The 23,843-nt window shown below is 75.4% G+C and carries 16 protein-coding genes; 12 read left to right on the forward strand and 4 right to left on the reverse strand.

Features of this window, described 5'->3' with window-relative positions; genetic code table 11:
• Positions 1-16 precede the first annotated feature (16 nt).
• Positions 17-2,227: a 4-alpha-glucanotransferase gene (gene malQ, locus IEY78_RS17200; protein ID WP_189099199.1), complete on the reverse strand. Its 2,211-nt coding sequence runs from the start codon at positions 2,225-2,227 to the stop codon at positions 17-19.
• Positions 2,228-2,233: 6 nt separating this feature from the next.
• Positions 2,234-2,503, reverse strand: a complete 270-nt coding sequence (locus tag IEY78_RS17205; RefSeq protein WP_189099201.1) for a hypothetical protein — start codon at positions 2,501-2,503, stop codon at positions 2,234-2,236.
• 467 nt (positions 2,504-2,970) lie between these two features.
• Between IEY78_RS17205 and IEY78_RS17210 the strand changes: the two genes are divergently transcribed.
• Positions 2,971-5,955: a glycoside hydrolase family 84 protein gene (locus IEY78_RS17210; RefSeq protein ID WP_189099203.1), complete on the forward strand. Its 2,985-nt coding sequence runs from the start codon at positions 2,971-2,973 to the stop codon at positions 5,953-5,955.
• A 166-nt stretch (positions 5,956-6,121) separates the two neighbouring features.
• Here the strand turns inward: IEY78_RS17210 and IEY78_RS17215 are convergent, their stop codons facing one another.
• Complete coding sequence (locus IEY78_RS17215) at positions 6,122-6,658, reverse strand: HNH endonuclease (RefSeq protein ID WP_006605595.1); 537 nt, start codon at positions 6,656-6,658, stop codon at positions 6,122-6,124.
• A 287-nt stretch (positions 6,659-6,945) separates the two neighbouring features.
• On the opposite strand from IEY78_RS17215, the gene IEY78_RS17220 reads away from it, so the two are divergent.
• From IEY78_RS17220 to IEY78_RS17235, 4 genes are all read left to right on the forward strand, one after another.
• Positions 6,946-8,034, forward strand: a complete 1,089-nt coding sequence (locus IEY78_RS17220; RefSeq protein ID WP_189099205.1) for a mechanosensitive ion channel family protein — start codon at positions 6,946-6,948, stop codon at positions 8,032-8,034.
• Positions 8,035-8,471: 437 nt separating this feature from the next.
• Positions 8,472-9,677, forward strand: coding sequence for an ROK family transcriptional regulator (locus IEY78_RS17225; RefSeq protein ID WP_373294174.1), 1,206 nt, complete (start codon positions 8,472-8,474; stop codon positions 9,675-9,677).
• 159 nt (positions 9,678-9,836) lie between these two features.
• Complete coding sequence (locus IEY78_RS17230) at positions 9,837-11,156, forward strand: 6-phospho-beta-glucosidase (protein WP_189099207.1); 1,320 nt, start codon at positions 9,837-9,839, stop codon at positions 11,154-11,156.
• Entirely contained in the window at positions 11,147-12,187 is a 1,041-nt protein-coding gene (locus IEY78_RS17235) for an N-acetylglucosamine kinase (RefSeq protein ID WP_189099209.1), read from the forward strand. Before IEY78_RS17230 ends, IEY78_RS17235 begins: the two co-directional genes overlap by 10 nt.
• Positions 12,188-12,215: 28 nt before the next feature.
• Here the strand turns inward: IEY78_RS17235 and IEY78_RS17240 are convergent, their stop codons facing one another.
• Complete coding sequence (locus IEY78_RS17240) at positions 12,216-12,569, reverse strand: hypothetical protein (protein WP_189099211.1); 354 nt, start codon at positions 12,567-12,569, stop codon at positions 12,216-12,218.
• A 405-nt stretch (positions 12,570-12,974) separates the two neighbouring features.
• On the opposite strand from IEY78_RS17240, the gene IEY78_RS17245 reads away from it, so the two are divergent.
• The 7 genes from IEY78_RS17245 (at position 12,975) to IEY78_RS17275 (ending at position 23,843) form a co-directional block, all read left to right on the forward strand.
• On the forward strand, positions 12,975-14,348 hold the full coding sequence (locus tag IEY78_RS17245; RefSeq protein ID WP_189099213.1) for a GlnX family signal transduction membrane protein: 1,374 nt from the start codon (positions 12,975-12,977) through the stop codon (positions 14,346-14,348).
• 26 nt (positions 14,349-14,374) lie between these two features.
• Entirely contained in the window at positions 14,375-15,388 is a 1,014-nt protein-coding gene (locus IEY78_RS17250; protein WP_189099215.1) for a glutamate ABC transporter substrate-binding protein, read from the forward strand.
• Positions 15,389-15,536: 148 nt separating this feature from the next.
• The gene (locus IEY78_RS17255; protein ID WP_189099216.1) at positions 15,537-16,856 is read left to right on the forward strand and encodes a hypothetical protein; all 1,320 of its coding nucleotides are present in this window, start codon (positions 15,537-15,539) and stop codon (positions 16,854-16,856) included.
• A complete protein-coding gene (locus IEY78_RS17260; protein WP_189099218.1) occupies positions 16,853-19,438 on the forward strand; it encodes a serine/threonine-protein kinase in 2,586 nt (861 codons plus the stop codon). The genes IEY78_RS17255 and IEY78_RS17260 overlap by 4 nt, the downstream gene beginning before the upstream one ends.
• 1 nt (position 19,439) lies before the next feature.
• The gene (locus IEY78_RS17265) at positions 19,440-20,852 is read left to right on the forward strand and encodes a protein phosphatase 2C domain-containing protein (RefSeq protein ID WP_189099220.1); all 1,413 of its coding nucleotides are present in this window, start codon (positions 19,440-19,442) and stop codon (positions 20,850-20,852) included.
• A gap of 117 nt (positions 20,853-20,969) precedes the next feature.
• Positions 20,970-22,313 carry a vWA domain-containing protein gene (locus tag IEY78_RS17270; RefSeq protein ID WP_189099222.1) on the forward strand — a complete coding sequence of 448 codons (1,344 nt, stop codon included), beginning with the start codon at positions 20,970-20,972 and terminating at the stop codon, positions 22,311-22,313.
• Between the two features lie 60 nt (positions 22,314-22,373).
• Positions 22,374-23,843, forward strand: a complete 1,470-nt coding sequence (locus tag IEY78_RS17275) for an FHA domain-containing protein (protein WP_189099223.1) — start codon at positions 22,374-22,376, stop codon at positions 23,841-23,843.

Consider the following 23,843-nt stretch of genomic DNA (forward strand, 5'->3'; position numbering starts at 1 on the left):
ACGGGCCGGCGGCGGCCTACCGCAGCCCGTCCGACAGCTCCCGCATCAGCGCGTGCAGCCGTGGCGAGGCGGCCAGTTCCTCCAGGGTGTGCGGACGCCCGTCGGGGCCCGCGACCGGCAGGCGCCAGTTCGGGTACTCGTCCCACGTCCCGGGCAGATTCTGCGGCCGCCGGTCCCCCACCGCGTCGGGCAGCCAGACGCCGATCATCCGCGCCGGGGTGCGCAGCAGGAAGCGGTGGACGGCCCGGACGGCCGCCTCCTCGTCGGCGGCGCCCTCCGGCAGCAGCCCGCGCCGCACCAACTCACCGAGCCACTCGGCGCGTTCGTACCGGGCCCGGGCGCGCTCGCGCTCCGGCGGCCCGGCGAGCAGCCCGAGCCGCTCGCGCAGCGCGACGTCCGCACCGCTCAGCCGGGCCGCGGTGGGCGGCAGATCGTGGGTGGTGACCGTGGCGAGGCAGTCGCCGCGCCACTCGTCGGGCGCCAGGATGCGGGCGGGGGCGGCGGGTTGCGGGGCGGACACCGCGGCGGCCTCCCGGGCCGGTTCCGGGGTGACCGCCGCGCCGGGGCCGCCCGCCTCGGCCGCGGGCACCTCGGCCCGCCCGGCCTCCTCGGCCGCGCCGGGACCGTCCGCCTCCTGGGCCGCGCCGCTCCCGTAGTCCCGCTCGAACCACAGCACGGAGGTGCCCAGGACGCCCCGTTCGGCGAGCGCCTCGCGGACGCCCGGCTCGACGGTGCCCAGGTCCTCGCCGATCACCGCGGCGCCCGCGCGGTGCGCCTCCAGGGCCAGCACCGACAGCATCGCCTCGCCGTCGTAGCGGACGTAGGTGCCCTCCGTGGGCGGCCGGCCCTCCGGGACCCACCACAGCCGGAACAGGCCCATCACATGGTCGATCCGCAGCGCACCGGCGTGCCGCAGCAGCCCGCGCAGCAGCTCGCGGTAGGGGGCGTACCCGGTGGCGGCCAGGGCGTCCGGGCGCCAGGGCGGCAGCCCCCAGTCCTGGCCGCGGGCGTTGAAGGCGTCCGGCGGCGCCCCGATGGACATCCCGGCGGCGAAGGCGTCCTGCTGGGCCCAGGTGTCGGCGCCGGAGGGGTGGACGCCGACGGCGAGGTCGTGCACCAGCCCGATGCCCATCCCGGCCTCCCGCGCGGCCCGTTGCGCGTCGGACAGCTGCTGGTCGGTGTACCAGGCGAGCCGGCAGTGGAAGTCGATCCGGTCCAGCAGCCGCGGCCGCAGCCGGGCGACCCCCTCGGCCCGCGGGTCCCGTAACCCCGCGGGCCAGCCGCGCCAGTCGGAGCCGTGCCGCTCGGCGATCGCGCACCAGGTGGCGTGGTCCTCCAGGGCCCGGCCCTGTGCGGCGAGGAAGTCGTAGTACGCGGCCCGCCGGCCCGGGCTGAGCGGCACCTTCCACAGCAGCTCCAGGGCCTCGCGCTTGAGCGCCCAGACCGCGTCCCGGTCGATCAGCGCGCCCCCTTCGAGCACCCCGGCCCGCAGCGCGGCCGCCCGCGCGCCCAGCCCGTCGGCCGCCACCCGGGCGGCACCGGTGAGCTGGGCGTACTCCGGGATGTGCGGGATCCGCAGATGGACCGGGTCGGGGAAGCGGCGCGAGGAGGGCCGGTAGGGCGACGGGTCGGTGGGCGGGCCGGGGACGGCCGCGTGCAGCGGGTTCAGCTGGACGAAGCCGGTGCCCAGGGCGCGCCCGGACCAGGCGGCGAGGTCGGCGAGGTCCCCGAGATCGCCCATGCCCCAGGACTGCCGGGACAGCAGGGAGTAGAGCTGGACCAGGAAACCGTGGCTGCGGCCGGGGGGCGCGGGCACCCGGTCGGGCGCGACGATCAGCGGGGCCTGGGCGGCCCGGCCGTCGGGTGCGCGCGCGTGCAGCGTGTGGATGCCGAGCGGCAGCCCGGCGAGGGCCGCCGGGTCGGGCGCTACCAGGTCCTGTGTGGCGCCGGCCTCGGTCTCCACCCGCAGGACACTGCCTGCGGGGAGTCCCGCGAGGTCGGGCGGCCGGCCCGGCCGGGCGACGACGGTGCGCGGCAGCAGGGCCGCGCTCCTGCCGTCCTCACAGGCGGCCAGGGCGGTACGGACGGCGTGCGGAGTCGAGGCGTCGACTCCGAGTGCGGCGAGCACGGCGACGACGGTGTCGCCGGCGATCTGGACGCTTCTGCCCGCTGCGGGTTCGTAGGAGGTCGCGATGCCGTGCAGCCGGGCGAGCCGCGCGCGGCCCATGGGTCCTCAGACCTCCATGGACTCCGTGCCCATACCGGCGGCCGTCGGCTCGCTGGTCAGCGGCAGCTCGGCGGCGATCGGGACCTCGCTGGTCAGCGGCGCCGCGTCGGCGAGCGGGGGCTCGCTGGTCAGGGGCGGCTCGACGAAGCTGAAGGATCCGGAGCCGTCGAGCCCGGAATCGGGGTCGGACAACCCGTCGTACAGATCGGCCTCCATCGCCGCACCTCCCGGTTTCGCGGACAGGGCGTCGAGGAGCAGTTGAGCGGATGCGGCCACTGAGGGCCTCCCGTTCATCGGTAGTGGGACACGTGGGCCCTACCCACTCGACACGGTCGCAGACGTATCTGCTCACGAAACGTGACCCACGTCACATTATGCCCTACGCAGGCGATTTGTTGGCGGGGGCCGCCGGCGGGCGCAGAGAACACGGAGGGAAAGGGGCTCGCGCCGGAAGTTCTGCGGACCTCCGGCCCTGCGGACGACCGCCCGCCGCACCGGCCGAAAACCGCCCATGAACGGCCCTCGCGCACCCCGCCATGGCCTGGTTGACACTCTCACCGCCACAATGGTGGGCTCACCGCGAGAGCTGCCCGAAGAGGCACCGGCGGGGGACGACGGGGCACCGGCGGCACGCCGGCGGGTGAGGGACGGGACGAGGAGCAGCCGTGCGAGGCCGGGGCGGATGGAGCGTCGGAAGAATCGGTAGGGGCGGCGGGGAGAGCGGCGCGGGCGCCCGGGCGCGGGTGGCGGGGACCACCGCGCTGGCCGCGGCGGTCATCGGGGGTCTGCTCGGCGGGGTGCCCAGCGCCCAGGCGGCGCCCGCGGACCCCGCCATCGGCGCCCCCGACCGGCCGGAGCAGCCGACCGGCGCGGGCACGGTGCCGGCCGTCTGGCCGCGCCCGCAGTCCCTGGAGAAGCTCGGCGAGGCCGTACCCCTGGGCGACCGGGCGGTGCTGGTGGCCGCGCCGGACACCGATCCGTACGCCCTGGACGTGCTGCGCGGGCTGCTGCGCGACGCCGGGGTCCGCACGGTCGACACCCGCGCGCCCGGCGACCGGCTGCCCGCCTCCGGGCCGGTGTTCCGGGTCGGCGGCGTGCAGGCCGCGGACGCGCTGCGGGCGCTGCGGGCGCCGGCCCGCGGGGATCTGCCCTCCGGCGGCTACCGGCTCGCCGTGGGACAGATCGCGGGCCGGGACACCGTCGCCATGGAGGGCGTCGGCCCGGACGGGCTCTTCCATGCCGCGCAGACGCTGCGCCAGCTGGTCACCGACGGTGCGCCGAAGGACACCCCGAGCGGCGGCTCGGGCCGGCAGCTGGCCTCGGTCCTCGTCCGCGACTGGCCCGGCACGGCGGTCCGCGGCACCACCGAGGGGTTCTTCGGGCAGCCCTGGAGCCGGCCGCAGCGGCTGGCCCAGCTGGACTTCATGGGGCGCACCAAGCAGAACCGCTATCTGTACGCGCCCGGCGACGATCCGTACCGCCAGGCCCAGTGGCGCGAGCCCTACCCGGCCGCGCAGCGCGCCGACTTCCGGGCGCTGGCCGAGCGGGCCCGCGCCAACCACGTCACGCTGGGCTGGGCCCTCGCCCCCGGCCAGGCGATGTGCTTCTCCTCCGAGGACGACCTGCGGGCGCTGCGGCGCAAGGCGGACGCCATGTGGGCGCTGGGGGTGCGCGCCTTCCAGCTGCAGTTCCAGGACATCAGCTACAGCGAATGGCACTGCGACGCGGACCGGGACGCCTTCGGCACCGGCCCGCAGGCCGCGGCGAAGGCGCAGGCCCGGGTCGCCAACGCGCTCGCCGACCACCTGGCACGCCGCCACCCCGGATCCGCGCCGCTGTCGCTGATGCCGACCGAGTACTACCAGGACGGCGCGACGCACTACCGCGGCGCGCTGTCCGACGCGCTCGACGACCGGGTGGAGGTGGCCTGGACCGGCGTGGGGGTGGTGCCGCGGACCATCACCGGCGGGGAACTGTCCGCCGCCCGCCAGGCGTTCGGCCACCCGCTGGTCACCATGGACAACTATCCGGTCAACGACTACGCCCAGGACCGGATCTTCCTCGGCCCCTACCGCGGCCGGGAGCCGGCCGTCGCCACCGGCTCCAGGGCGCTGCTCGCCAACGCCATGCAGCAGCCGCTCGCCTCGCGCATCCCGCTGTTCACGGCCGCCGACTACGCCTGGAACCCCCGGGACTACCGCCCGGCGGAGTCCTGGGCCGCGGCCGTCGACGACCTGGCCGACGGCGACCGGCGGGCCCGGTCGGCGCTGCACGCGCTGGCCGGCAACGACGCGTCCTCGCTGCTGGACGGGGCCGAGTCCGGCTACCTCCAGCAGCTGATCGACCGCTTCTGGCGGGCCCGCGCGGCGGCGACCGACCACGGCCGGGCCGGCCGGGACGCGGAGTTCGCCGACGCCGCCAAGGCGTTGCGGGCCGCGTTCCACACCATGAGCACCGTGCCCGGCAACCTGCACTCCGACCTGGCCGCCGAGATCCGGCCGTGGGCCGAGCAGCTGGCCCGCTACGGCAGCGCCGGCGAGCTGGCCGTGGACACGCTCATGGCGCAGGCCGGGGACGACGGCGACGCCGCCTGGTCGGCGCAGCGCACGGTCCAGCGGCTGCGCACGGTGATCGGGCGCAGCCCGGCGACGGTCGGCAAGGGGGTGCTGGCGCCGTTCCTCCAGCGGGCGATGGTCGAGGCCGACGCCTGGACCGGTGCCCGCCAGGGCGCCCCCCGCCCGGACGAGGGCGCCGACCCGACGTCCCTGACGGTGCCCTTCGAGCGGGCCCGGCGGCTGGGCGCGGTCACCGCGCTGACCGAACCGGGCCCGGGCGCCGGCGCCGTCTCCCTGGAGGCGCACATCCCGGGCGAGGGCTGGCGGCGCCTGGGCGCGCTCTCCCCGACCGGCTGGACCGAGTCGCGCACCCCCCGGCTGCGGGCCGACGCGGTCCGGCTGACCTGGGAGAAGGGCACCGACGCGCCCTCCGTGCACGCGCTCACCCCGTGGTTCGATGACACCCCGCCGGCCGGGCTCGAACTCTCCCGCAAGGAGACGGACGCGCCGCCCGGCGGCACCGCGACGGTGGACGCGCGGATCTTCTCCCGGCGCCCCGCCGACGTCCACGAGAAGCTGACGGTGCAGGCCCCCAGGGGCTTCACCGTGCGGGCGCCGCAGGAGGTCACCGCGCCGCGTGGCGGCACGGCCACGGTCCGTATCGCGGTCGGCGTCCCCGAGGACACCCGCACCGGGACGTACGAAATCCCGGTGCGCTTCCATGGCGAGGAGCAGACGCTGACCGTGCGGGTCTATCCGCGCACCGGCGGCAGGGACCTGGCGCGCGGCACCGTCGCCACCTCCTCCGGGGACGAGACCCCCGACTTCCCGGCCTCGGCAGCCACCGACGGCGACCCGAGGACGCGCTGGTCCTCCCCCGCCGAGGACGGCGCCTGGCTCCAGTTCGCGCTGGCCCACCCGACCCGGCTGGGCCGGCTCGTCCTGACCTGGCAGGACGCCTATGCCGCCGGATACCGCGTGCAGGTCTCGCCGGACGGCCGCAGCTGGCGCACGGCGGCCACGGTCCGTGACGGCAAGGGCGGCCGGGAGTCCGTGCGGATGGACGCCAAGGACGCGCGGTTCGTCCGCATCCAGGGCGACAAGCGGGCGACCCGCTTCGGCTACTCGCTGTGGTCGGTGGAGGCCTACGCGGTCGAGGGACCGAAGGGCTGAGTCGAGGGACCGAAGGGCTGAGCGGCCCGCCGCGGGAGCCCCGGACGGTCGTGCCGCGGGGCCCCGGCCGCCGTGGTGGCGTGCCACGGCGGCCGGGGGCCGGCGGTGTGCGTCCCGGCCCGGGCGGGGCGTCCGGCACCGCCGCCCCGGACGGAAAGACCCGGACCTACGCCGATACGGCGTCGATCCGGGCGAGGGCGTCATCCGCGCCGTACGGCTGCAAATACGGCAGCCAACGCGGGTCCCGATGGCCCGTGCCGATGATCCGCCACGCCAGCCCTGACGGCGGGGCGGGCTGATGCCGCAGCCGCCAGCCGATCTCGGCGACATGGCGGTCGGCCTTGACGTGGTTGCAGCGCCGGCAGGCGGCGACGACGTTCTCCCAGGTGTGCTGACCTCCGCGGCTGCGCGGGATGACGTGGTCGACGCTGGTTGCGACGCCACCGCAGTACATACAGCGCCCGCCGTCACGGGCGAACAGCGCCCGGCGGGTCAGGGGGACGGGGCCGCGAAAGGGCACCCGCACGAACCGCTTCAAGCGGACGACGCTCGGAGCGGGGATGACATGGGTCGCGCTGTGCATCAGGGCGCCGGATTCCTCGAGGCTGACAGCCTTCTCGTTGAGCACGAGGATGAGCGCGCGGCGGAGCGGTACGACGCCGAGCGGCTCGTACGACGCATTGAGGACCAGGACATGCGGCACGGGTGCCTCCTTGTACGCCGGCGGCGCGTGGCTCGCGCCGGGACGATCTCCCCACAGTGTCCCCCGGTGCCTGGTCGGAGCGCCACCATGACCGAGTAACGGGCCGGAGGTGTTTTCCACCACACGCCCGGACGGCCCCGCTCGCCGGGGCACCTGTGCGGCCCCGGCGTTTTGTGGCGTGCCGAACAAGGGCGCGGACCGCCCCCGTTGCCCCGTTAGTGTGGTTGGTCTGCCCGGTCCCTGGAGACCCCGGGGCCCGGGTCCTGCCCCACACGGAAGGTTCGACTGTGTTCTGGTCCGCTTCGCCGGTCACCGGCGCGTCACTGCGCGCCGCCACGCCGGGCTCAAACGGCCCGACCTCGCTCGACGAGGCCACGCAGAAGGCCACCAGCGCCGCCGGCTGGGTCGAGGAGAACTGGGGGACGTGGCTCACGTCCGGCCTGAAGATCGTGCTGATCATCGTGATCGCGGTGGTACTGCGGCATGTGATCCGGCGCACGCTCACCAAGCTCATCGAGCGGATGAACCGCACCGCGGCCGCCGCCCAGGGCACCGCGCTGGGCGGTCTGCTGGTCAACGCCGAGCGCCGCCGGCAGCGCTCCGAGGCCATCGGCTCGGTGCTGCGCAGCGGCACCTCCTTCGTGATCATGGGCACGGCGGCGCTGACGGTGCTGTCCGTGCTGGAGATCAATCTGGCACCGCTGCTGGCGAGCGCCGGTGTGGCCGGTATCGCCATCGGTTTCGGTGCCCGCAACCTCGTCACGGACTTCCTCTCCGGGGTCTTCATGATCCTGGAGGACCAGTACGGCGTCGGTGACGAGATCGACGCCGGCGTGGCCACCGGAACGGTCATCGAGGTCGGCCTGCGCGTCACCAAGCTGCGCGGCCCCAACGGCGCGATCTGGTACATACGGAATGGTGAGGTCAAGCGGATCGGCAACCTCAGCCAGGGCTGGTCCACGGCCGCCGTCGATGTGGTGATCGCCTCCGACCAGGACCTGGAGCGGGCCCGCGACACCATCACCACCGCCGGCGAGGAGATGTCCAAGGCCGAGCCCTGGAACGAGCAGCTGTGGGAGCCGGTGGAGGTCCTCGGCCTGAGCGAGGTGCACCTGGACACGGTCACCATCAGCGTCGCGGCCAGGACCATGCCGGGCAAGGCCCCGGGGGTGGAGCGCGAGCTGCGCTGGCGCATCAAGCGGGCCCTGGACGAGGCAGGGGTCCATCTCGCCCCGCGCCCGCTGCCCGAGGAGGAAGTGGAGGAGGCCGCGGACCCCACCGCCGCCGTCGCCGCCCCCTCGGCGCTCAACAACCCGTCCTCCCCGCAGTCGCTGGCGACGGAACCGCTCGCGGCGCCGCCGAAGGCGGGGAAGTAACCCGCTCGGTTCCGCCACCGCGGACCGCACTGGGGCGTACCGGCCACCGCCGGTGCGCCCCTTTCCGCTGTCCCGCGCGGGGTCGCATCGAGGAGCAGCCACCCGCCGCCCCCGCACCGTTGACGCCGTCCCGGCGCGCCCCTACCTTCCTGAGCGGGAATGGGAAGGTTTCCTAACAGTCCTCGGCTTCTCGACAGTTTTTCGCGTCTCCACCACGGTCGTCCGATTCTCCACGGCCGTCCGCTTCTCCGCAGTCCTCGGCTTCTCGACGGTCCTCGGCTTCTCGACGGTCTTCCGTTCCTCCTGAGCCTTCTCGCCGGTCCTTTCTCAGCCGGCTCTTTCCCGGCCGGGCCTTTCCACCAAGGGCCGGGCAATCTTCTCCACACAAATCCCAGGAGTCCCAGGAATCCCGGATACCGGGGAACGGGGTGACGGTCATGGCAGAGGGGCAGCGGGCCCGGGGCGCGCCGGGGACACCGCGGGTGCTGCGGGCCATGAACGACCGGGCCGCGCTCGATCTGCTGGTGTCCCACGGGCCGTTGACCCGCACCCGGATCGGCGAGCTGACCGGGCTGTCCAAGCCCACCGCCTCGCAGCTGCTGGCCCGGCTGGCGACCGCGGGGCTGGTGCGGAGGACCGGGAACGTGACCGGACGGCCGGGCCCCCGCCCGCAGTTGTACGAGATCAACCCGGCGGCGGCGCACGTCGCCGCGCTGGCCGTCGACCGGCGGGGGATCACCGCCGCGGTCGCCGACCTGACCGGGCGGCTGCTCGCCGAGGAACGGGCCACCGCCGAGGCCGCCACCGAGGCCGCGGACGGGGAAGCGCTGCGGCTCACGGCGCGGCTGGTCGCTCGCGCGCTCGACGGTGCGCTGGCCACTGCGGGGCTGACCCGCGATCAGCTGCACGGTGCGGTGATCGGCACGCCCGGCGCCCCGGACCCGCGGACCGGACGGCTGCGCCACGCCCCGCACCTGCCCGGCTGGCAGTCGCACGCGCTCCGGGAAGAGCTGACCGGGCTGCTGGGCGTGCCGCTCACCATCGAGAACGACGTCAACCTGGCGGCGGTCGCCGAACAGCACGACGGCGCCGCGCGGGGCGTCGAGGACTTCGTGCTGGTGTGGGTCGGCGAGGGGATCGGCGCCGCGCTCGTGCTGGGCGGCCGACTCCTGCGCGGAGCCACCGGCGGCGCGGGCGAGATCGGCCATCTTCCGCTGCCCGGCGCCCCGTTGTCCCGCGGCGGCGACCGCGCCGCCGCCCGTCCCGATGCCGGGGGCGGCTTCCAGAGCCTGGTCGGCTCGGCGAGCGTACGTGCGCTGGGCCGGGAGTACGGCGGCCCCGGGGTCCGTACGGTGGCCGGGGCGCTGGCGCACGAGGCGGTGCGCACCGAGGTCGCGCGGCGGCTGGCGACCGGGATCGCGGCCGTGGTGGCGGTCGTCGATCCGGGGCTGGTGGTGCTCGCCGGTGAGGTGCCGCAAGTCGGCGGGGAGGCCCTGCGGGACCTGGTCGAGGCGGAGTTCACCGGCCTCGCGCTGCCCCGCCCCGCGTTGCGCCTCAGCCGCCTCGACGGCGATCCCGTTCTGCGCGGCGCGCTGCGGACGGCGCTGAACCAGGCACGGGAGGCGGTGTTCCGAACCGGCTGAACACACCACGGAACGGTGCCCCGGCCCGCACCGCCCTCCCCCGAGGGCGCCGCCGCCCTCACCACTCCCCCCGCACCCCCGTCCTCTCCCGCTCTCTTCTTCCCCCCGAAGGCCTTCGTCGAAGGCGTCACGCACCACGGAGTGAAGGGCTGACCCCGTATGCCGTCTCCCGAGGGACGAACCCCGCACCGCCGCGTCAAGCTCGCCGTGATCGGCGGCGGCTCGACCTACACCCCCGAACTCATCGACGGTTTCGCGCGGTTGCGTGACGTCCTGCCGCTGGAGGAACTCGTCCTCGTCGACCCGGACGCCGGCCGGCTGGCGGTGGTGGGCGGCCTGGCCCGGCGGATCTTCGCCCGGCAGGGGCACCCGGGCCGGATCTCCTGGACCGGTGACCTGGACGCCGGTATCGACGGTGCCGACGCCGTGCTGCTGCAACTGCGGGTCGGCGGGCAGGCCGCCCGCCTCCAGGACGAGACCTGGCCGCTGGAGTGCGGCTGTGTCGGGCAGGAGACCACCGGCGCCGGCGGCCTCGCCAAGGCGCTGCGCACCGTGCCCGTCGTCCTGGACATCGCCGAGCGGGTGCGCCGCCGCAACCCCGGCGCCTGGCTCGTCGACTTCACCAACCCCGTCGGCATCGTCACCCGGGCGCTGCTCACCCATGGCCACCGGGCCGTCGGGCTGTGCAATGTCGCCATCGGCCTGCAGCGCACCTTCGCCGCGCTGCTGGGCGTGCCCCCCGACCGGGTCGAGCTGGACCACCTCGGCCTCAACCACCTCACCTGGGAGCGCGCGGTGCGCGTCGCGGGTGAGGACCTCCTCCCCCGGCTGCTGGCGGAGCACGGCGACTCCCTCGCGGGGAAGCTGCGGCTGCCCCGTCCCCTTCTCGACCATCTCGGCGTCATCCCCTCCTACTATCTGCGCTACTACTACCGGCATGACGCCGTCGTACGGGAGTTGCGCACCGAGCCGCCCCGCGCGGCACAGGTCGCCGCCCTCGAACAGCAGCTGCTCGGTATGTACGGCGACCCGTCTCTCGACGAGAAGCCGGAACTCCTCTCCCGGCGCGGCGGCGCCTACTACTCCGAGGCCGCGGTCGCGCTGACCTCCGCACTGCTGGGCGGCGCCGGCGGCACCCAGGTCGTCAACACCCGCAACGACGGCACCCTGCCCTTCCTCCCCGACGACGCGGTGATCGAGGCCCCCGCGACCGTGGGCCCGCCGGGCGCCGCGCCGCTGCCCGCACGCCCCCTGGAACCGCTGTTCGCCGGGCTGGTCTCCCATGTCACCACCTACGAACATCTCGCCCTGGACGCCGCCCTGTTGGGCAGGACCGGCCGGAAGACCGGCCGCGCCGACGGACGCCGGGCCGTGTTCTCCGCTCTTCTCGCTCACCCCCTCATCGGCCAGAGCGACCACGCGGACCGGCTCGCCGACGAGCTGATCGCGCACAACCGGGAGCACCTCCCATGGGCCTGACCGGCACGGCACTCGCCGTGGACGCGGGCAACACCAAGACCGATGTGGTGCTGGTGGCCGCGGACGGCACCCTGCTCGCCTCGGCGCGCGGCGGGGGCTTCCGGCCCCCGGCGGTGGGCACCGCGCGGGCGGTGGACGTACTGGCCGACCTGGTGGACTCGGTAAGGGAACAGGCGGGGCTCCCGGGCCCCGTCGGGCATCTCTCCGCCTTTCTCGCCAACGCCGATCTCCCCGCCGAGGAGGCGGACCTGACCGCCGAGATCTCCGGCCGCGGCTGGGCGCGCACGGTCGCCGTCCGCAACGACACCTTCGCCCTGCTGCGCGCCGGACTACCGGACGACCGGGAGCCGCTGGGCGTCGCGGTGGTCTGCGGGGCCGGCATCAACTGCGCCGGCCTCGGGCGCGGGGGGACCACCGCCCGCTTCCCCGCCGTCGGCCGCCTCTCCGGTGACTGGGGCGGCGGCTCCCACCTCGCGGACGAGGCGCTGTGGTCCGCCGCCCGGGCCGAGGACGGCCGCGGCGCGCCGACCGAGCTGGCCCGCGCCCTGCCCGCCCACTTCGGACTGGCGGCCATGCCGGACCTGATCGAGGCGCTCCACCTCCGCGCCCTCCCCGACCACCGCCGCCACGAGCTGGTCCCGGTGCTCTTCGCCGTCGCGGCCTCCGGGGATGCCGTGGCCCGCGCCCTCGTGGCCCGCCAGGCCGAGGAGGTGGCCCTGATGGCCACGGTCGCCCTCCGGCGCCTCGGTCTGCTCGACGAGCCCGCGCCCGTGATCCTCGGCGGCAGCGTCCTCACCGCCCGGCACCCGCTCCTCGACGAACGGGTCGGCCAACTCCTTTCCGAGCGCGCCCCGAAGGCCGTCCCACGACTGGTCACCGCCCCGCCGGTCCTGGGCGCCGCCCTCGACGCCCTGGACCGGGCGGGCGCGACGGCGGAGGCCTACGAGCGGTTGAGAGGGTCCTGGGCGCAGGATCCCGAGGCCGGTCCGGGAGGCGAGGAGGCAGAGGCACCCGCGAACAGCGCACGCTGAAGGGCCAGTCGTCTCCGTCCGGCGCCCCTCACCCGACGCGCACGCTGTCCCCGCCTCTCGTCTCCGTGCGCTCGCCCGGGGCCAGGACGAGGCCCGCGGCGGGGGCCGGAGCAGGGGCCGGGGCCGTCGGGTCGCCCGGCGGGGCGGGGGAATGGTGACTATTGCGTTCCGTGACGATGGTGATCTGGCGGTCGGTGTCGTTGATGACGAGGGTGGCGGAGCCGTCCGCGCGGTGGTCGAGGGGGTAGCTGCCCTCGGGGTCGATGTAGGTCGTGTCGCCAATGGTCAGGAAACCGCTGGCCGTTGCGGGGGTGCGAGAGTCGGCAGGGTCGTCGGACGGGGTGCCCGCGAACCGGGTGAGAGGCCTTTTCCAGCGAGACATGAGCGTTCCTCCGAGCGTCGGGCACGGCAGGATGCCGTGCGGTGGCGAGGGTCGAGAACCACCCTTCGTCACTCAACGTAATCGACGACGCGTGCCCGGACAGCGGCGCGTGGGAGCGAAGGAGGGGGCGCGGAGAGAGTCCAGTGCGCCGTCGCGGCCGTGCGGAGAGGTGGGAGGCAACGGCACGGAGCGGTGGCGGCAGCGGCGCGGAGCCGGAAAAGCCCGACGGCCGCGACGGTCCCGCACCCCCTCGCCGCCGGTCGCGATCCGAACAAGATCAGGGCATTTGCGGTGTGGGTGTCAGCGGCTGCGGCCATACTGCTGCCCATGCACCAGTCCTTCGCGTGAGCGCGCCCGGCGCGGGCGCGGAGGCCGTCCGGCAGTCAGCGACCAGGGGGAGGATCCGTGGCGACCAGCACCGTCTCGCCGCCCGTGCCGCGGCGCAGGACGGCCTGGGCCGAGGGCCTGGACGAGGTACGCGCCGCGGCGACCACCGAGCCCGGCCGGCTGCGGGTGATCGGGGCCGTACTGGCCCTGCTGGTCGTGGTGTTCGGCGCGGTCACGGCCTGGCAGGTCACGAACCGGGCGGCGGCCGCCGACGATGTGGTGACCCACAGTCAGCCGCTGACCTCGGACGCCGCGAGCATCTACCGTTCGCTGGCGGACGCCGACACGACGGCCGCGGTGGGCTTCCTGGCCGGCGGCGAGGAGAGCCGCGCGACGCGCGAGCGGTACGCCACCGATATCGCGACGGCGTCCGCACTGCTGGTCAAGGCCTCGGCGAACGGCCGGGGCGCGGACCGGGCCGGCACGCAGATGGCCAGGCTCAACAGCCTGCTGCCGCGCTACACGGGGCTGGTCGAGACCGCGCGGGCGAACAACCGGCAGGGGCTGCCGCTGGGCGGCGCCTATCTGCGGTACGCCAACAACCAGATGCGCACGGAACTCCTCCCGGCCGCCCGCGCGTTGTACGACGCGGAGTCGGACCGGCTGACCGCGGACTACGACAAGGCCAAGGCCTGGCCGTGGTACGCGCTCGCGGCCGGTGCGGTGGCGATCGGTGCGCTGGGATGGGCCCAGCGGCGGCACTACCTGCGGACCAACCGGGTGTTCAGCCCCGGGCTGCTGGCCGCCACGGCGGCCTCCGTCGCGGTGCTGCTGTGGCTGGTGGCGGGCCATATGACCGCGCGGGCCGGGCTGACCGCGTCCTACGAGCACGGCGCCCGGTCGCTGCGGGTGCTCAACGAGGCGCGGATCGACGCGCTCCAGGCGCGCGGGGACGAGAATCTGACGCTGGTGGCGCGCGGCGCGGTGCTGACCGCCGCCCGGCAGGACTTCTACGAGACCGGTTTCCGTTCGGGGATGGCGGACCTGGCGGGCCCGGGTGAGCACGGCGCGGCCTCGGCGCACAGCCGGCTGGGGGCCGCGCTGGCGCTGGCGGACGACGAGGCCGGGCGGCGCCCGGTGCGGGCCGCGCTGACGCGGGTACGGCAGTGGCAGGTGCGGCACGCCCAGGCCCGGGCGGCGGACGACAAGGGGGACTACGAGGGGGCGCTGGCCAAGGTGATCGGCCCGGAGGGGTCCACCGGCGCGTCCTTCGACCGGGTGGCGGCCGGACTCCAGCAGGCCCTGGAGCACGAGCAGGCGCAGTTCCGGTCGTCGGCGGACGCGGGCCGCGGCGCCCTGGCCGGACTGCCGGTGGGGGCCGGGGTCCTGGCGGCCCTGGGGGCGGCGGGCGCCGTACTGGGGATCGGGCGCAGACTGGCGGAGTACCGGTGAGGGGGCCTGGTGAGGGGGAGAGGCGGATGCGCGCGCGAGGGCTGAGCAATCTGCGTGCCGTCATGGCACCGGTCGCCTCGGGCATGTGCGTGATGGCGGCGGCCGCCGCCGTCCTGGTGCCGACGCTGGGCCACTCGTCCGGGCACGGCGAACCCGTCCGGCACGGCGCGTCCGCGCCCGCGGCGCCGCACGGCGCGTCCCGCCCGGGGGCGGTACCGGCCACCGCGCGGTGCACCGCGGGCAACGCCGCCGAGAGCCTGCGGCCGTCGTCGGCGGACGGGCCGGCGGTGTCGCGGATCAAGGAGAAGGGCCAACTGGTCGTCGGGGTCGACCAGAACACCTACCGCTGGGGCTACCGCGACCCGGCCACCGGCAAGCTGGCGGGCTTCGACATCGACCTGGTGTGGGCGATCGCCCGGGACATCCTGGGGCCGCACCCCGATGTCGTCTTCAAGGCGGTGCCGACCGCCGAGCGGGTGCCGGCGCTCCAGCGGCGCAGCGTCGATCTGGTGGTGCGGACGATGACGATCAACTGTGCGCGCAAGGCGCAGGTCGCGTTCTCCACCGCGTACTTCCAGGCGGGGCAGCAGGTGCTGGCCCCCAAGGCGTCGCACATCAAGGCGTTCGACGATTCGCTGCGGGGCCAGCGGGTGTGCACGGCCGCGGGTTCGACGGGCGAGAGCGAGCTGCGCCGGCAGCGGCACGGCGCCACGGTGCTGACGATGCCCAATCAACTCGACTGCCTGGTACGGCTGCAGCTGGGCGAGGCCGACGCGGTGGTGACGGACAACGCGCTGGCCGCCGCGCAGACGGCCCAGGATCCGACGGTGGAGCTCAAGGGCAGCCCGTTCACCGACGAGCCGTACGGCGTGGCGATGAACAAGGGCGACACGGACCTGGTGCGGCGGGTCAACAAGGTGCTGGACGACTACCGGGACGGCGGCAGCGGCGACAGCCCCTGGATGCGGGCGTACCGCACGTGGCTGAAGGCCGATCTGCCGGGCATACCGGGGCCGCCGTCACCGGAGTACAGCGACTGATCCGCCCCAAGGAGCGGTGTACGGCGGATGATCGCCCCACGAAGCGGTCCGATGGCGTCACTATGGAGGCAGACCGGGAGGAGCTGACCGCGGCGGCCGGACGCCGCAGCAAACGCCGTGCACCGTACGCGTATTGGAGAGGTGATCGATGGGGGTCCCTGGACCCTTCCCCGGCACGCCGGGGAGGACCGATGCCCCGGCGGCGGACCGGGAAGAGGTGGATCGCGCCCTGGACCGGCTCGGTGCCGAGTACGAGGCGATCGAGACCTCGCTGCTCGCGTTGCAGGACCACGCGGGACGCCGGCTCCTGGAGGGCGCCGACCTGACCGGCACCACCAAGGAGCGCTGGGCTGCCGCGGAGCGGTCCATCACGGTCCTGTGGTCCCTGTTCGACGCGTACACCGCGGCGTTGGAGCAGGCCCGCGTGCTGCGGACACGGCGCCGCTGGCCCTCGGCGCAGGAGCTGGCGGAGCTGAGGGAGCTGCTGCACGGCGACGCGGTGGCGGTGCCGGACGTGGCGGACGGCAGCCCCGGGGACGGCCCGGCCGGGCCCGGTGAGCGGTTCAGCCTGGTCGGGCTCGTCGAGCGGATGAACGGGCTGTACGCGCGGTCGCTGGACGTCATCGTCGCCGCCGACGCCGTCTGGTCGACGCTGCCGGCCCGGATAGATCTGCTGTCGGCCGAGCTGCAGCGGACGCGGTCGCTGGCGCACTCCGTGGGCGTGCGCCCCGGAGAGCATCCGGCGGGCGACGACCTGGAGCGGATCACCGGCGAACTCCTGCGGCTGCGTGCCCGGGTGATCGAGGACCCGCTGGCGTTCTGGGTGTCGTCGTCGACGGGCAGTTCGGCGCCGGGCGGCGGCCGCCCGGACACCGAGCGCTACGACCGTGCGGCCCGGGCACTGGAGGACATCCGGCGGGAGGTCGCCGCGGTACTGGACGTACGGCAGGACGCCGAGCGGCGGCTGATGCAGCTGCGCGACGTGCTGTCGCGGGCGGACCGCACCCTGACCGAGGCGCGGCAGGCCCGTGGCGAGGTTCTGGCGAAGATCGCCGCGTCGGAGGTGCCCGCGGTCAGCGGCCCGTCGTCGGCGTTGCACGAACAGCTGGCGGCGGCCGCCGACTACCGCAGACGGGCGCAGTGGCACCGGCTGTCGCCCCTGCTGGAGAGTCTGGAGGACGAAGCGGAGGAGGAACTCCACCGCGCCCGCGAGTCGTTGACGGCGGTGACCGCGCCGCTGGCGGTGCGCGCCGAGCTGCGCGGCCGGCTGGACGCCTACCGCGCCAAGCTCGCCCGCCACGGCATGGCCGCCGATCCGCTGCTGATCGAGCGCTACGACCTGGCGCGCCGGATGCTGTGGAGCGCGCCGTGCGATCTGCGGGCGGCCGAGCAGGCGGTGCGGCGCTATCAGCAGGCCGCGGTGGAGGCACTGGCCGCACCGCAACTGGAGGGGAGGGGGGAGTCATGACCGGGCCGACCGAGGAGCACTGCCAGCGGCGGGACTGCGCGGGCAGTTACGAGGACGTCGGCGGCGGCGAGCTGTACTGCGATCTGTGCGGGCTGGCGCCGGTGGTCTCCCCGGGCGGCCTGCTGTCCTCGCCGCCCACGGGTCTGACGGGCCGGGTCCCCATGGCCGCGACGGACACCGCCGCCGCCCGGGAGGCGGCCGGTGCCCTGCTGACGGTCCCCTCCCCCGCCCCGGGTGCGGGCGGAGCGGTGCCGTCCGGCCGCACGGCACCGTCCGGTTCGGGGCCCTCCCGCCGCTCGCTGCCCGGGCGGCTCTCGCCCCGGGCCTCCGGCGACGGTCCGGCCCGTGGAGTGCCGACGGTATCGCTGCCCCCCGGGGGCAGCGGTCCGTCCTCCGGTTCCGTGCGCGGGCGGCTGGGCGCGGGCCTGGTCGCGGTGCCGGAGGTGCCGCGGCCCGATCCGGCCACGGCGGTGCTGGCGCACCCGGAGGTCCCCGAGCGCAAGCGGTTCTGCAGTCGTGCGGAGTGCGGCGCGCCGGTCGGCCGGGGGCGCGGCGACCAGGCGGGCCGCACGGAGGGCTTCTGCGCCAAGTGCGGCCAGCCGTACAGCTTCGTGCCCAAGCTCCGCCCCGGGGACCTCGTGCACGACCAGTACGAGGTCGTGGGCTGCCTGGCGCACGGCGGGCTCGGCTGGATCTATCTGGCGACCGACCACGCCGTCTCCGACCGGTGGGTGGTGCTCAAAGGCCTGCTGGACACCGGCGACGAGGAGGCGCTGGCGGTGGCGGTGTCCGAGCGGCGCTTCCTCGCCGAGATCGAGCACGCCAACATCGTCCGGATCTACAACTTCGTGGAGCACCTCGACCGGGCGACCGGCAGCCGCGACGGCTACATCGTCATGGAGTACGTCGGCGGCAAGTCGCTCAAGGACCTCGCCAACGACCGGCGCACCGCGCAGGGCAGGCGCGATCCGCTGCCGGTCGCGCAGGCCTGCGCCTACGGCATCGAGGCCCTGGAGGCGCTCGGCCATCTCCACAGCCGCGGCTATCTGTACTGCGATTTCAAGGTCGACAACGCCATCCAGCAGCACGACCAGCTCAAGCTGATCGACATGGGCGCGGTGCGCAGGATGGACGACCACGAGAGCCCGATCTACGGCACGATCGGCTACCAGGCGCCCGAAATCGCCGTGCTGGGCCCATCGGTCGCCTCCGACCTCTACACCGTCGCGCGCACCCTGGCCGTCCTGACCTTCGACTTCCAGGGCCATACGAACGTCTTCGCGGACTCGCTGCCCGACCCGGACCACATCGAGGTGTTCCGCACCTACGAGTCCTTCTACCGGCTGCTGGTGCGCGCCACGGATCCGGACCGGGCCCGCAGGTTCGCCTCGGCCGAGGAGATGGCCGAGCAGCTGACGGGCGTGCTGCGTGAGGTGGTGGCCCTCCAGTCGGCGGAGCCGCGGCCCGCGCTGTCCAAGCTGTTCGGGCCCGAACTCCGCGTGGTCGACACCGAGGTGATGGCGGCGGCGGAGGGCGACAGCTCCCTGCTGGGCGGGCGCGGGGCGGCGCCCGCCGGCGCAGCGACGGCGGACCGCGGCCCGGCCCTGCGCCCCCTGGACACCACCGCCACCGCCCTCGCGCTGCCGGTGCCGCGGGTGGATCCGGGCGACCCCCACGCCGGGCTGCTGGCCGGACTGCCGGCCGCCCCGCCCGCCGAGCTGCTGGGCGCCCTGCGCTCCGCGCCGGAGCCCTCCCCGGAGTTGCGGCTGCGCGAACTGCGCGCCCTCCTGGAGACCGGGGACGGCGCGGCCGCGCGGTCGGCGCTGGAGGCGCTCACGGCCGGATCCTCCGCGCCGGGCGGCTCTCGGTCCGGCGACGGCGGCGCGGACTGGCGGGTGGTGTGGCACCGCGGTCTGCTGGCGTTGACGGCGGGCGACCGCGAGGGCGCCGCGCTGGCCTTCGACGCGGTCTACGACGCGTTCCCCGGTGAGCCGGCCCCGAAGCTGGCGCTGGGTGTCTGCGCCGAGCTGCTGGGCCAGCTGGACAACGCCGTGGAGTATTACCGCCTGGTCTGGACGACCGACCGCAGTTACGTCAGCGCCGCGTTCGGCCTGGCCCGGGTGCGGCTGGCGGCGGGCGACCGCACGGGCGCGGTCGAGGCGCTGGAGTCCGTGCCGGAGTCGTCCATCCATTACGTCGCGGCGCGGATCGCCGCGGTCCGCGCCCGGCTGCGGGAACGCCCCGCCCGTGACCCGCTGCTGGCGGATCTGCGGGCGGCCGCCGCCCAGACCGAGGCCCTCGCGGCCTTCGGACTGGACGCCGAGCGCCGGGAGCGACTGGCCACCGAGGTACTGGGCACCGCCCTGGACTGGGTACTCTCCGGTAGCCACGGTGCCGGGCCACCCGGCGCGGTGACCGCGCAGGAACCGCCGTCGCTGCTCGGCAGCCCGCTGGACGAACGCGGGCTGCGATTCGGCCTGGAGCGGTCGTACCGGCTGCTCGCACGGCTGGCGCAGCGCGGTGAGAAAAAGATCGAACTGGTGGAACGGGCCAACCGCTTCCGCCCCAGGACGTGGGTGTGACATGGGTGTGACTGGGCCGTCCCGGTGTCCGGGCTGTGACGAACCGCTCGCTGCGGGGGACAACTTCTGCGGGCGGTGCGGTGCCGCGCTCCTGGCGCCCGCCGCGCCGTCGGCGTACGGCGCCCCGGCGGTACCACCCCCGCCGCCCCCGCCCCCGATGCCTCCCGCGCCGCCCGCCCCGGCTTCCGGCACGGGCCACGGCAGTTCCGCCGAGCCGCCGCCCGACCCGCAGGCCCGCCTCCCCTACGGGGACTCCGGCACCCCGCCGCTGCCGCGGCACGCCCCGCCGCTGCCCGATCACCCGCCGGCGGTGCCCGGCCCCCCGCCGGTGACCGACGCCCCGCCGCCGCCCGCCGACCCGCGCGTGGCGGGATACGGAGCGGCCGCGGGGGGCGGCGCCGGTGCGGATGTCGAACCGCCCGCGCCGGTCACGGAATCCGATGCACCCGCAGACGGTGCCGCCCCGGTGGTGGGGCCGACCGGCACCCCCGCCCACGGCACCCCGCTGTGCGCCGCCTGCCGGTCCGCCGCCGTGGACACCGACGGCTACTGCCTGCGGTGCGGCCAGGCCCTGCCCCCCGCCCGCGACCACATGGAGTGCGAGGTGGGCGGCATCGCGGCGGTCAGCGACCGCGGCCACCGCCACCACCGCAACGAGGACTTCTTCGCCCTGCGGGCCACCACCCTCCCCGACGGCGGCCCGGCCGTGGTCGCGGTGGTCTGCGACGGCGTCTCCTCGGCGACCCGCCCGGACGAGGCCTCCGCCGCCGCGTCCGAGGCGGCGGGCGAGGCGCTTGGGGCGTCCCTGCCGCACGGCACGCATCCCCAGCAGGCCATGCACGAGGCCATCCTGGCGGCCTCCGCGGCGGTCGACGCCCTCGTCGCCGACGACTCCCCCGCGCAGGACGAGCACCGCCAGCAGAACGCCCCGGCCTGCACCTTCGTCGGCGCGGTGGTCGGCGGCGGCCTGCTGACCGTCGGCTGGGTCGGCGACAGCCGCGCCTACTGGATCCCCGACGACCGCACGGCGCCGCCCGCCCGGCTCACCGAGGACGACTCCTGGGCCGCCCAGATGGTCGCCAACAACCTGATGTCCGAGGCCGAGGCCAACGCCGATGAGCGGGCCCACGCCATCACCGGCTGGCTCGGCGCGGACGCCTACGAGGTCGAGCCGCACACCGCCACCTTCAAGCCGGACGGCCCCGGCATCGTGGTGGTGTGCACCGACGGGCTGTGGAACTACGCCGAGACCGCCGAGCAGATGGCCGCGGTGCTGCCGCCCGACGCCCCCGTCCGGCCGCTGGACGCCGCCCGGGCGCTGGTCACCCACGCGCTCGACGGCGGCGGGCACGACAACGTAACAGTGGCGCTGGTGCCGTTCCCCGCACCGGCCGCGCGGGCAGGATCGGCCTGACCCGCTCACCCACGGAACGAGCCGGACGCCGGTAAGGGGCGCGGACACCCGCGCCCCGCGCCCCGTACGACGCACCACGGGCACCGGCCGGCCACGGCGTCCCAAGGAGCGCAACGGATGGCCCACTTCGCCAAGTCCCCGGTGCCGCGTTTCTCCGCCGAGGTGCACCAGAACCCCTATCTCCCCGAGGGCGGGCGTGAGGTGCACGCCGTCGTCACGGTCACCGCGACCGGGGGCGGCACGACCGGCGGCCGGCCGGTGCCCGGGGGCGGCGGCCGGCCCGACGCCGGCGTGGTGATCGTCGTGGACTGCTCCGGGTCGATGGACCATCCGCCGGCGAAGATGCGCGGCGCCCGTGAGGCGACGGCCGCCGCCCTCGACGCGGTGCGCGACGGGGTCGGCTTCGCGGTGGTGGCCGGTACCCACCGGGCCGTGGAGGTCTACCCCGGCGGCGGCAAGCTGGCCGTGGCCGGTGCGGACACCCGGGCCAGAGCCGTCGAGGCGCTGCGCGCGCTCCGCACGGGCGGCGGCACGGCCATCGGCAGCTGGCTGCGGCTGACCGGGCAACTGCTGTCCTGTGCCAAGGGCATCCGGCACGCGATCCTGCTCACCGACGGCCGCAACGAGCACGAGTCGCCGCAGGAGCTGCGCGCCGCCCTGGACGCCTGCCACGGCTCCTTCACCTGCGATGCCCGGGGCGTCGGCACGGACTGGGAGGTCAAGGAGGTCGGCGCGATCGCCTCGGCCCTCCTGGGCACGGCCGACATCGTCGCCGATCCGGCCGCGCTGACCGCCGACTTCACACGCATGATGGAGGCGGCGATGGCCAAGGGGGTCGCCGATGTCGGGCTGCGGCTGTGGACCCCGCTGGGCGCCGAGACCGTCTTCGTCCGGCAAGTGGCGCCGACGGTGGCGGACTTGACCGGCCGGCGCCGGGAGTCCGGGCCGCGCTCGGGGGACTATCCGACCGGCTCCTGGGGCGACGAGTCCCGCGACTACCACCTCTGCGTCCGCGTCCCGGCGGCCGGAATCGGCCAGGAAATGCTGGCCGCCCGTGTGTCATTGATCATCTCAGGGCCGGACGGGGACCCGGCCGGTCCGCCGCCGCGGCCGCTGCCGCAAGCGCTCGTACGGGCCGTGTGGACGGACGACGTGGCCGCCTTCACAGCGGTCAATCCGCAGGTGGCGCACTACACGGGGCAGGCGGAACTGGCACAAGCGATTCAGCAGGGGATCGATGCGCGCAAGTCGGGTGATAGCGGAAATGCCATGGCGAAACTGGGCCGTGCGGTGCAGCTGGCCGGGAGCTCGGGCAACGACGAGACTGCGAAACTGCTTGCGAAGGTGGTGGACGTCGTCGACGCGGCGACCGGTACTGTGCGACTGAAGACGACGGTCGCCCAGGCGGACGAGATGACTCTCGAAACCCGCTCCGTGAAAACCGTTCGCGTGAAGAAATAGCCACGATCAGTACCGAGCAGTACCACCGAGAGAATTCGGTACGGAGGGGGAAGAACCGACATGCCGACCTGCCCGAGCGGCCACCAGTCAGTGGCCGAAGACTGGTGCGAGGTGTGCGGCCAGCGGATGGCGGGCGCTGTGCCCCCGCCGCCCTCCCTGCCTGCGGGATTCCTCAACGCACCGCCCGGACCGCCCACCGGCCAGCCCGGACCGCCGCCCGCCCCGCCGCAGGGCCAGCCCGGCCCGCCGCCCGGCGGCCCCGGCTTCGGCAACCCCGGCCCCGGTGCGCCCGACCAGCAGGGCGGCCAGGGCGGTTATGGCTTCCCGGCGCCCGCACCGGGCCCCGACAACTCCGGCGGCCAGGGTGGCCAGGGTGGCTACGGCTTCCCGCCGCCCGCCCCCGGCCCCCAGGGCGGTCAGGGCGGTTACGGCTTCCCGCCCCCGGCGCCCGGCCCCGGCCCGGACCGCTCCGGGCAGTCCGAGACCTGCCCGCAGTGCGGTACGCCCCGTGAGGCGATGGCGCCGTTCTGCGAGGGGTGCCGCTACAACTTCCTCACCAACTCCCCGACGTCCTACGCGCCGCCGCCCGGACAGCAGCCGGGCCCGCCGCCCGCCGCCCCGGGCCCCCAGAGCGGATACGGTTTCCCGCCGCCGGCCCCGGGTCCGCAGGACGGTTACGGCTTCCCGCCGCCACAGCCCCAGCAGCCCCAGCCGCCGCAGCAGCACGGCATGCCCGGAGGCGGCCCCGGCGGCATGCCCGGCCAGGGCGGCTACCCCGGCCAGCCCGGTCCCGGCGGCTACCCCGGTCAGCCCGGCCCGCCGCCCGGCATGCCCGGCCCGCCGCCGCAGCAGGGCCCCGACGACTGGCCGCTGAGCCCGCCGCACGCCCAGGCCGCGCCGCCGATGGCGCCCGCACCGCCCGGGCCGGGCCCGCAGGCCCCGTTCGAGCAGCAGCCGCCCGCGCCGTTCCCGCCGCAGGACCAGAGCCCCTACGAGCAGCAGCAGCCGGCTCCGTTCGAGCCGCAGATGCCGCCGCAGCAGGGCCCGGACCAGCAGTGGCAGGGCGGTCCCGGCACCGGCCAGGGTCCCGCGGCACCGCCGCAAGGTCCGCAGCCCGTCGTCGGCACCGGCTGGGTGGTGGCCATCGCGCCGGACCGTGAGTACTTCATGGCGATGATGGGCCGCAGCGGTCCGGAGGCGGCGGGGCTCAACCTGCCCGCGTACTCCCCCGAGCAGGTGCTGCCGCTCGCCAACGGCCAGATCGCGATCGGCCGCCGCCGGAACAGCACCGGTGAGGCCCCGGACATCGACCTGGGCAGCACGCCCGAGGACCCGGGCGTCTCGCACCAGCACGCGCTGCTGGTGCAGCAGCAGGACGGCAGCTGGGCCGTGGTGGACCAGAACTCCACCAACGGCACGACGATCAACCTCGCCGAGGACCCGATCCAGCCCTATGTGCCGGTCCCGCTCCACGAGGGCGACCGCGTGCACGTCGGCGCCTGGACGACCCTGACCGTCCGCCGCGGCTGA

Source organism: Streptomyces kronopolitis, from assembly GCF_014646275.1.
In the GTDB taxonomy this organism is placed as follows: domain Bacteria; phylum Actinomycetota; class Actinomycetes; order Streptomycetales; family Streptomycetaceae; genus Streptomyces; species Streptomyces kronopolitis.